This is a genomic window from Duncaniella muricolitica (assembly GCF_910574735.1).
Lineage (GTDB): Bacteria > Bacteroidota > Bacteroidia > Bacteroidales > Muribaculaceae > Duncaniella > Duncaniella muricolitica.
The window spans coordinates 1-8,035 of the sequence record NZ_CAJTCF010000113.1; the positions used below are offsets into that span (position 1 = coordinate 1).

The window sequence follows — 8,035 nt, forward strand, 5'->3', positions numbered from 1 at the left end:
TAAGTTTTTTTATAATGAACGATTTGGCGATTCATTTGTATTTGATAATTCGTTATATTAACTTAAGTTTCAACTACTTCTGTAATTTTTACCGAATCATTGATATGAAAAAGATAGGAATATTTTATGGCTCCACCACGGGCACGACCCAAAGTGTGGCCGGGAAGATAGCCGAATGTCTCGGAGTGTCGTCCAGTGATGTACATGATGTGGCCTCGTGTGCTCCGTCGGCGGTAGCCGATTATGACGTGTTGCTCTTTGGCGCGAGCACCTGGGGTGCCGGCGATCTGCAGGAGGATATGGACACATTTCTCGACGGTATCCAGTCGATGGACCTGAGAGAGAAGGAGGTGGCCATATTTGGCTGCGGCGATGACTCTATGAGCGATACGTTTTGCAACTCGGTCGGAGAAATCTATCATCGTCTGCATGACACGCATGCCCAGTTTGTCGGGCCGTTCAACAACGCCGGCTATGACTACGAGCACTCGGGCAGCGATGTAGAGGGCATGATAGTGGGCCTTTGTATCGACGAAGTCAACCATCCCGAGGAGACCGAAGGGCGTATTAAAACCTGGTGTGAGGAGATTAAGAAGGAATTTTGTTAGAAAATGTGAAATAATATTGCCGTTGTGGGGAATTTTTCTTAAATTTGCACCTCAAAATGTGGAATAACAAAAAATAAACCATATACGGCAATGAAAAGAACATTTCAACCTTCTAACAGAAAGAGAGTAAACAAGCACGGATTCCGTGCACGTATGGCTACCCCCGACGGACGCAAGGTGCTTGCACGTCGTCGCGCCAAGGGTCGTCTCCGTCTCACAGTATCTTCCTCTATCAGCGGTAAGTAATACTCTGAGCATACAAAAAATCGAATTTTATTGCCGAGGGCTGCCGGACACATTGTCTGACAGCCCTCGGCTATTTTTGGGGTTTATGTCTCATACTGAAATGTTTGACAACAGCACCATGACTGCCTGTTTGAAACCAAACAACAGTGGCGGGCGTTATCCTCATAGGGGCAATCCATGCCTATACATTAATATATAATAATCATGCGACAGATAATAAGACATTTCACCGATGACGACCTGTATAAGTTCACGATGTGTTGTGCCGTGATAGAGAATTATCCGCGCACGCGGGTGAAATACAAGTTCAGCGACCGTGACGACACTGTGTATCCTCCGGGCTTTGCCGACGAGCTGCGACGACAGATAGAGATGCTCGAGACGGTGACGGTGACCGACGAGGAGATAGAGTTCATGAAGCGCAAGTGTCGCTACATACCGGTGTGGTTTTACAGTTTTCTCAAAGGATTCCGTTACGACAGCCGCCGGGTCACTGTGAGTCAGGACGAAGAGGGACATCTGAGCGTAGAGTTTGAGGGGAGCTGGAGCGACACCATATTGCTTGAGGTGAAGGTGCTCGCCATAATCTCCGAACTTTATTATATGATGACAGGCGAGAGCACCCGTCTCGACTATGGCGACTTTTACGAGCGTTCGCGCCACAAGGGTGAGCGTCTCATAAAAGCCGGATGCACTTATAGCGATTTCGGCACACGGCGCAGGGCATCGTTTGAGGCACAGGACACGTTGGTAAGAGCCATGAAGGAGTGTCAGGAGAGTCTCGGAGGTCCCGGATGTTTCGTAGGCACGAGCAACGTGTATTTCGCCATGAAGTATGACCTGACGCCGGTCGGCACCATGGCTCATGAGCTGATATGCGGCATCGCGGGGATGTATGGCCCGCAGATGGCCAATTACATAGCCATGAAGACGTGGGCGCATACCTACAGGGGCGCGCTGGGGACATTTCTTTACGACACTTACGGCTGGCGCATATTCAGTCTGAATTTTTCGGAGGATTACGCCAACATGTTCAAGGGGCTGCGGGTGGACAGTGGCGACAACCGCCGCGAACTCGACATGATAGTGGATAAATATCGCTCGCTCGGTATCGACCCGCGCACCAAGCAGGTGGTGTTCAGCAACGCACTTGATGTGGATGCGGCTATAGAGTTGCAATGTTACGCGGCCGACAAGTGCATCCCGTCGTTTGGCATAGGCACACATTTCACCAACGATTTTCTCGGCATAACTCCGATGAATATAGTGATAAAACTGTTGGCAGTGAAGATTACGGAGTCGTGGCCGTTTTATTGCAGCACATGCAAACTCAGCGAAGACCACGGAAAATATACGGGCGATCCGGCCACAGTGAGACGCTTTCTCGAGGCTCTGCATCTGAGGGAGCCGGAGGTGTGAACTCTCGGTGTCAGATGTGCGTTTCTATAATAGAAACCAAACAACAAATATATATATTATGGAAAAGAAACATGACATGACTGCGGCCGAGGCCCAGCAGAAATATCCCGGAGTAGAGACTGACAATGCCGACAATGACAAGGTAGACCCCAAGCTCGTCAAGGAGGAGACCAAGGAGCTCAACAACAATCCGCGCAATAACGATATTGACAATTAGTCCCTAAGGAGATACAAAAGCGTCAAAAGGACATAAGAAACATAAGTTTTTTATTTCAGAAGATAGAGTGTGAAGTTATAGATATTTATCTTAAACTAAACTACTGTCTTAAAATAAAAAAACTTATGTTTCTTATGTCCTTTTGAAACTTTTGTATCTATTCTCCAAGACACACCGGACCCCTCCGCTGTCGGCCGATGACCGATGACGGAGGGGTCGGGTGTAGGTATGATGGATGGTGTTATTCGAGCGACTGTGAGATTGTGGCGTCGGGCACATCTGTGCCACCGCCTTCGTCACCGGGCTGATCCTCGGGAGCGGCTACAATCACGACCTTGTACTGGAAGATGCCCCAGCCAAGCGACTTGCCTTCCTGGAATATCTGCGAGTTGATGGTGAGAGTGTGGTCGCCTTCGGCCATATCGGAGGTGTCAATCTCTACCGAGAAGGGTGCTACACCGGTGGTGTAGAAGGGGATGCCGTCCCAGATGTAGGTGGTCTGGCCGAGAGCGGCCTTGCCTGTGCCGGGAGCCGGCTTTACGATAAGGGCGTCAATCTTGAGGGGTTCGCCCTTCACTACGTATAACGTACCGTCATTGAGTGTGCCTCCTGAATACTCGATGGAGAGACTTACTTCGGGAATACTCTTGTCGTCATCGTCACAAGCCGAGAACAGCGTGAGAAACGGCAATGCCAGGAGAAGAAAATAAAACTTTTTCATAATAAAATATTTAGAGAGATAATTGAAAAGAGAGGTCGGGGATGGAGATGGTGGTCGCGATACCCGTCAGTTCTTAAACACTATGTCGTTGCCGTCATAGTCGATGATGATGGGGTGGTCGCGGTCGACCTTCTGAGCAAGGATGTCCTTGCTGAGCTGGTTGAGCACCATGCGGTGGATGACTCGCTTGACGGGACGCGCGCCAAACTCGGGGTCGTAGCCCTCCTCGGCAAGATACTTGAGAGCGGCGGGTGTCACCTCGAGGGTGATGCCGTTGGCGGCAAGCATCTTACGGATGGAGCGTATCTGCAGGCCGACGATTTCCTCGATTTCAGCTTCGTCGAGCGGGGTGAACATGATAATCTCGTCGATGCGGTTGAGAAACTCGGGGCGGATGGTCTGCTTGAGCAGTTCCACCACTTCGTTTTTGGTCTTCTCGATGGTCTCCTCGCGGTTGTCGGCCGTCATCTTGGCAAAGTTGTCGCGGATGAGGGGCGAGCCCATGTTGGAGGTCATGATGATGATGGTGTTCTTGAAGTTGACCATTCTGCCCTTGTTGTCGGTGAGACGTCCGTCGTCGAGCACCTGGAGCAGTATGTTGAACACATCGGGATGAGCCTTCTCGATTTCATCGAAGAGCACTACCGAGTAGGGTTTTCTGCGTACGGCTTCGGTGAGCTGTCCGCCCTCGTCATAACCTACATATCCCGGAGGCGCGCCTACGAGTCGGCTCACTGAGTGCTTCTCCTGATATTCGCTCATGTCGATACGTGTCATCATGTTCTCGTCGTCAAAGAGGTATTCGGCCAGAGCCTTTGCAAGCTCGGTCTTTCCTACGCCCGTAGTGCCGAGAAATATGAATGAACCGATGGGGCGGCGCGGGTCGTTGAGTCCGGCACGCGAGCGGCGCACGGCGTCGGCTATGGCACGGATGGCGTCGTTCTGACCCACTACGCGGTGATGGAGTTCAGTCTCGAGATGGAGCAGTTTCTCCTTTTCGGTCTGTACCATCTTGTTGACGGGTATGCCGGTCCAGCGCGACACGACATCGGCTATGTCCTCCGAGTCGACTTCCTCTTTGATGAGAGCCTTTTCGCCCTGCATGGAGCGGAGCTGATCCTGGATGGTCTCGTTTTCCTGCTCCTTCTGACGTATGCGTGAGTAGCGTATTTCGGCCACCTTGGCATAGTCACCCTCGCGCTCGGCGCGTTCGGCGTCAAAAGCCAGTTGCTCGATGTCGATTTTGTTTTGCTGGATTTTGTTAATCAACTCCTTCTCGGCCTTCCACTTGGCGGTAAACTCCTTCTCGCGGTCGCGCAGGTCGGCGAGTTCTTTTTCGATTTCCTTGACCTTGGGTTTGTCGCCCTCGCGCTTGATAGCCTCGCGCTCAATCTCCTTCTGGGCGATCAGGCGGGTGATTTCATCGAGAGCCTGGGGCACCGAGTCAATCTCGAGGCGGAGCTTGGAGGCGGCCTCGTCGACCAGGTCGATGGCCTTGTCGGGGAGGAATCGGTCGGTGATGTAACGCTCCGAGAGGGTGACGGCGGCGATAATCGCCTCATCGCGGATGCGCACCTTGTGGTGGTTCTCGTAGCGTTCCTTCAGTCCGCGCAGGATGGCGATGGCGGCGGCCTCGTCAGGCTCGTTGACCATCACTTTCTGGAAACGACGCTCGAGGGCCTTGTCCTTCTCGAAGTATTTCTGATATTCGTCGAGAGTGGTCGCTCCTATCGAGCGCAGTTCGCCGCGGGCAAGAGCCGGCTTGAGGATATTTGCGGCATCCATGGCACCCTCGCCTTTACCGGCACCCACGAGAGTGTGGATTTCGTCGATAAAGAGGATGATTTCGCCGTCCGCACCGGTCACTTCGTTGACGATGGCCTTGAGTCGCTCCTCAAATTCACCTTTGTACTTCGCACCGGCCACAAGCGCGCCCATGTCGAGCGAGTAGATCTGCTTGGTGCGCAGATTTTCGGGCACATCGCCGCGCACTATTCGCTGGGCGAGGCCCTCGGCGATGGCTGTCTTGCCGGTGCCCGGCTCGCCGATGAGCATGGGGTTGTTTTTGGTGCGCCGCGATAGTATCTGGAGCACACGACGTATCTCGTCGTCACGTCCGATCACAGGGTCGAGTTTGCCTTCACGCGCGCGTTCGTTAAGATTGATGGCATACTTCGACAGGGCCTGATAGGTGTCCTCCGCGCTCTGGTCGGTGGCTTTCTTGCCTTTGCGAAGCTCGGCCACTGCGGCCTCCATTTCACGTTGGCTCAATCCGGCATCCTTGAGGATTGTAGCGGCCGGAGAGTTGACCGTGAAGATGGCCATAAGCAGAGCCTCGAGTGTGACATACTCGTCACCCTGCTTTTTGGCAATGTCAAGAGCTTTCTGGAGCACGTCGTTGGAAGTGCGGCTGAGGTAAGGTTCGCCACCCGATACTTTGGGCTCGGCTGCAATCCTGTCATCAACCTGACGCATCAAGGCGGCGGCGTTGGCACCTACCTTGGAGAAAATAAAGTTGATGAGCGACTCTCCCTCAGTCATCACTCCCTTGAGCAGATGCACAGGTTCGATGGCCTGATTGCCTGCTGCGCGGGCTATCTCTATCGACTTCTGTATCGCCTCCTGAGATTTTATGGTGAAGTTGTTGAAGTTCATAGTCTGTACTTTAATATATGTAGTAGGTAAGTTGAATGTTCGTGATATATTCTCTCATACCATATTAACAAAAATCGTGCCAATTGGTTTTATGCCTCGCGCGAAGAGTCAGGCCGACATGACAATGCTGACATTTTAACCGTAGGTGTATGACAAAGTTTAACATAGCCGGGCAATAATGTTGCCCGATGGTGACGATAAATTTGCAGTGTAAAACAATTAAACTCTTAAAGATATGATCTCCATCCATCGTACCGACCTGTTGCAAGTCACAGCCCAGTCATGTGGCATAGTGCTTCTGTCGCTCACCATGAGCGGAGCCTCGACACTCACCGACGTGTTTCGTCAGGTGAAAGAGTCGGCACCATGCGATGCGGGCATAGTCACAGTGAGGTTGCGCAACCGCACTCAGGGGTGGACGCAGCAACATAATCTTGTGTTGCGCCGTTCACGCCCGGCCACTCCGTCGTCACGCAATACCGACGAATATCCTTCGCTTTTCGGAGAATGGAATGTGTAATATATCCGACTCCGGGGGGGATACATAAGTACAAAAGTTTCAGAAGAAACATAAGTCTTTTTATTTACTTCAGCCGTCTGTTTTTGCAGACAACTAAAAAAATAAAAGAAAACTTATGTTTCTTCTGAAACTTTTGTACTTATGTATCTGTCAGTCGGAGACTAAACTGATGTTATGCCTTGAAAGCGTCGGCTACATAACCCTGCTCCTTGGTGGGGGTAGCAGCGAGAACTATAAACCAGATGCCGCCGATGAGGGGTACGAGGTTGATGAGAATCCACCATCCGCTCTTGCCGATGTCATGCATGCGGCGGATGCCGATTGCGATGCCGGGAATGATGTTGACGAGGCCGAAGATGCTATAAAGAATCATGCCAACCTTGCCAAGACACAGCATGATTGCATATGCAACAATCAGATAGAGTACGGAATACCAGTACTCGGCGCGGGTGGCGCGGCCGTTGAAGTTGGCATAATTGCTGTAGAAACGCTTTACAGCTTCGATAAATGTGATGTTCATGGTTGTAATTTTTAATTGGTTAATATTGGAAGATTGGAAAAACGTTGTGTCAGAAAGTATCGGGGCTCTTGGCGTGCTTGTATTGCGGGTCGTAGATGGAGTTGAGCACATGGGCCAGACGCAGACCTCCGATAAGGAGCTGTGACTCTATGACTGGCGACCATTCGGCCACTTCGTCATAGCTGAATGAGCCGTTGGCCGGGATGCCGCTATAGATGTCGCGGCATATCTGCACTGTCTTCTGGCCCCAGTCGTCGAGATTGCCTCCGATAATCACGACCTCGGCCTCTTCGGGCACACGGTCGATCTGCTGCTGCCACTCGGTGTAACCCCACTTGTGGGCCGACTCCACGAGATTGGTGTCCCAGATGCCGTGGAGATTGGTGTCGCGGCCAAAATATCTTACCTTTACATTGTTGCCACCGCGGTCGGTAGAGCGTCCCATATGCATGGGCTGGTGGAGGTCGCCCATGAGGTGAATCACCATCTTCATGGCCAGCTCATGGTCGGCCTTGGTCTTGGTGGAGTCGGCGAGGATGCCGATGTTCATGCGCAGGGCCTGTACGATGTCGCCACCGGCCTGTTCGGGCTGAGTCCAATAGGTCTTGTCGGCATCAACATTTTTATAGTGCCAGGTCTTGGAGTAAGCATATTCGGGAGTGTGGCTGGCGTTGTCAAGCCAGTTGGCCCAATAGACGGGGCTCATGCCGTCGAGGATATCGGCCACTGCCTCGGCGGTGGCGGGGGTGAAGTGCTGTTCTGCTATATAGGCTGTCACGTCATGGCCTTTCTGGCCCCATGCCATAGCCGACAGGGCGGTGGTTATCGAGAGTGTACCTAAAAATAGTCGTTTGATTAAATTGGCTTTCATTTTTTTGATTGGTAGGTGTAAGTAGTTCGTTGAAATTTTTTTGTCATTCAAAAGTACGATTTTTCTGCAAAATGCCACAAATATTTCTTAACAAAAATTCGACATAAGCGTAACTACTCAGGTAGGTATGCCGTACTCATATTATGACGAAACAATAGCAGCTTAACGTTCAATTATCACTTCGCATTTGACGCTCATAAAAGCTATTGAATATCAAGAAAATAAACATTATTTTACTTGCATATTTGTTTTTTTTTT

At 51.3% G+C, this 8,035-nt stretch carries 9 protein-coding genes; 5 read left to right on the top strand and 4 right to left on the bottom strand.

All coding sequences use genetic code 11. The features are described from left to right. Positions 1-104: 104 nt before the first annotated feature. The 4 genes from QGT73_RS16320 (at position 105) to QGT73_RS16335 (ending at position 2,490) form a co-directional block, all read left to right on the top strand. A complete protein-coding gene (locus QGT73_RS16320; RefSeq protein ID WP_280123137.1) occupies positions 105-608 on the top strand; it encodes a flavodoxin in 504 nt (167 codons plus the stop codon). Between the two features lie 90 nt (positions 609-698). Further along, a complete protein-coding gene (gene rpmH, locus QGT73_RS16325) occupies positions 699-854 on the top strand; it encodes a 50S ribosomal protein L34 (RefSeq protein WP_123617238.1) in 156 nt (51 codons plus the stop codon). A gap of 204 nt (positions 855-1,058) precedes the next feature. After that, positions 1,059-2,273 carry a nicotinate phosphoribosyltransferase gene (gene pncB, locus QGT73_RS16330; RefSeq protein WP_280123138.1) on the top strand — a complete coding sequence of 405 codons (1,215 nt, stop codon included), beginning with the start codon at positions 1,059-1,061 and terminating at the stop codon, positions 2,271-2,273. Positions 2,274-2,331: 58 nt separating this feature from the next. Then, positions 2,332-2,490 carry a hypothetical protein gene (locus tag QGT73_RS16335; protein ID WP_280123139.1) on the top strand — a complete coding sequence of 53 codons (159 nt, stop codon included), beginning with the start codon at positions 2,332-2,334 and terminating at the stop codon, positions 2,488-2,490. A gap of 241 nt (positions 2,491-2,731) precedes the next feature. On the opposite strand, the gene QGT73_RS16340 is transcribed toward QGT73_RS16335, so the two are convergent. Both QGT73_RS16340 and clpB read right to left on the bottom strand, forming a co-directional pair. Continuing rightward, positions 2,732-3,211 (bottom strand): hypothetical protein, encoded by a 480-nt coding sequence (locus tag QGT73_RS16340; RefSeq protein ID WP_280123140.1) that lies wholly within the window; start codon positions 3,209-3,211, stop codon positions 2,732-2,734. Positions 3,212-3,277: 66 nt separating this feature from the next. Further along, positions 3,278-5,866, bottom strand: coding sequence for an ATP-dependent chaperone ClpB (gene clpB, locus QGT73_RS16345; RefSeq protein ID WP_280123141.1), 2,589 nt, complete (start codon positions 5,864-5,866; stop codon positions 3,278-3,280). A gap of 235 nt (positions 5,867-6,101) precedes the next feature. On the opposite strand from clpB, the gene QGT73_RS16350 reads away from it, so the two are divergent. Next, positions 6,102-6,386: a hypothetical protein gene (locus QGT73_RS16350; RefSeq protein WP_280123142.1), complete on the top strand. Its 285-nt coding sequence runs from the start codon at positions 6,102-6,104 to the stop codon at positions 6,384-6,386. Positions 6,387-6,558: 172 nt separating this feature from the next. Here the strand turns inward: QGT73_RS16350 and QGT73_RS16355 are convergent, their stop codons facing one another. Then, positions 6,559-6,906, bottom strand: coding sequence for a DUF805 domain-containing protein (locus tag QGT73_RS16355; RefSeq protein WP_280123143.1), 348 nt, complete (start codon positions 6,904-6,906; stop codon positions 6,559-6,561). A 49-nt stretch (positions 6,907-6,955) separates the two neighbouring features. Beyond that, the gene (locus QGT73_RS16360; RefSeq protein WP_280123144.1) at positions 6,956-7,777 is read right to left on the bottom strand and encodes a S1/P1 nuclease; all 822 of its coding nucleotides are present in this window, start codon (positions 7,775-7,777) and stop codon (positions 6,956-6,958) included. Positions 7,778-8,035 lie beyond the last annotated feature (258 nt).

Excerpts from the sequence above, each read along its gene's own strand:
- QGT73_RS16320 (WP_280123137.1), top strand. The coding sequence starts at position 105 with ATGAAAAAGATAGGAATATTTTATGGCTCCACCACGGGCACGACCCAA.
- rpmH (WP_123617238.1), top strand. The coding sequence starts at position 699 with ATGAAAAGAACATTTCAACCTTCTAACAGAAAGAGAGTAAACAAGCAC.
- pncB (WP_280123138.1), top strand. The coding sequence starts at position 1,059 with ATGCGACAGATAATAAGACATTTCACCGATGACGACCTGTATAAGTTC.
- QGT73_RS16335 (WP_280123139.1), top strand. The coding sequence starts at position 2,332 with ATGGAAAAGAAACATGACATGACTGCGGCCGAGGCCCAGCAGAAATAT.
- QGT73_RS16340 (WP_280123140.1), bottom strand. The coding sequence starts at position 3,211 with ATGAAAAAGTTTTATTTTCTTCTCCTGGCATTGCCGTTTCTCACGCTG.
- clpB (WP_280123141.1), bottom strand. The coding sequence starts at position 5,866 with ATGAACTTCAACAACTTCACCATAAAATCTCAGGAGGCGATACAGAAG.
- QGT73_RS16350 (WP_280123142.1), top strand. The coding sequence starts at position 6,102 with ATGATCTCCATCCATCGTACCGACCTGTTGCAAGTCACAGCCCAGTCA.
- QGT73_RS16355 (WP_280123143.1), bottom strand. The coding sequence starts at position 6,906 with ATGAACATCACATTTATCGAAGCTGTAAAGCGTTTCTACAGCAATTAT.
- QGT73_RS16360 (WP_280123144.1), bottom strand. The coding sequence starts at position 7,777 with ATGAAAGCCAATTTAATCAAACGACTATTTTTAGGTACACTCTCGATA.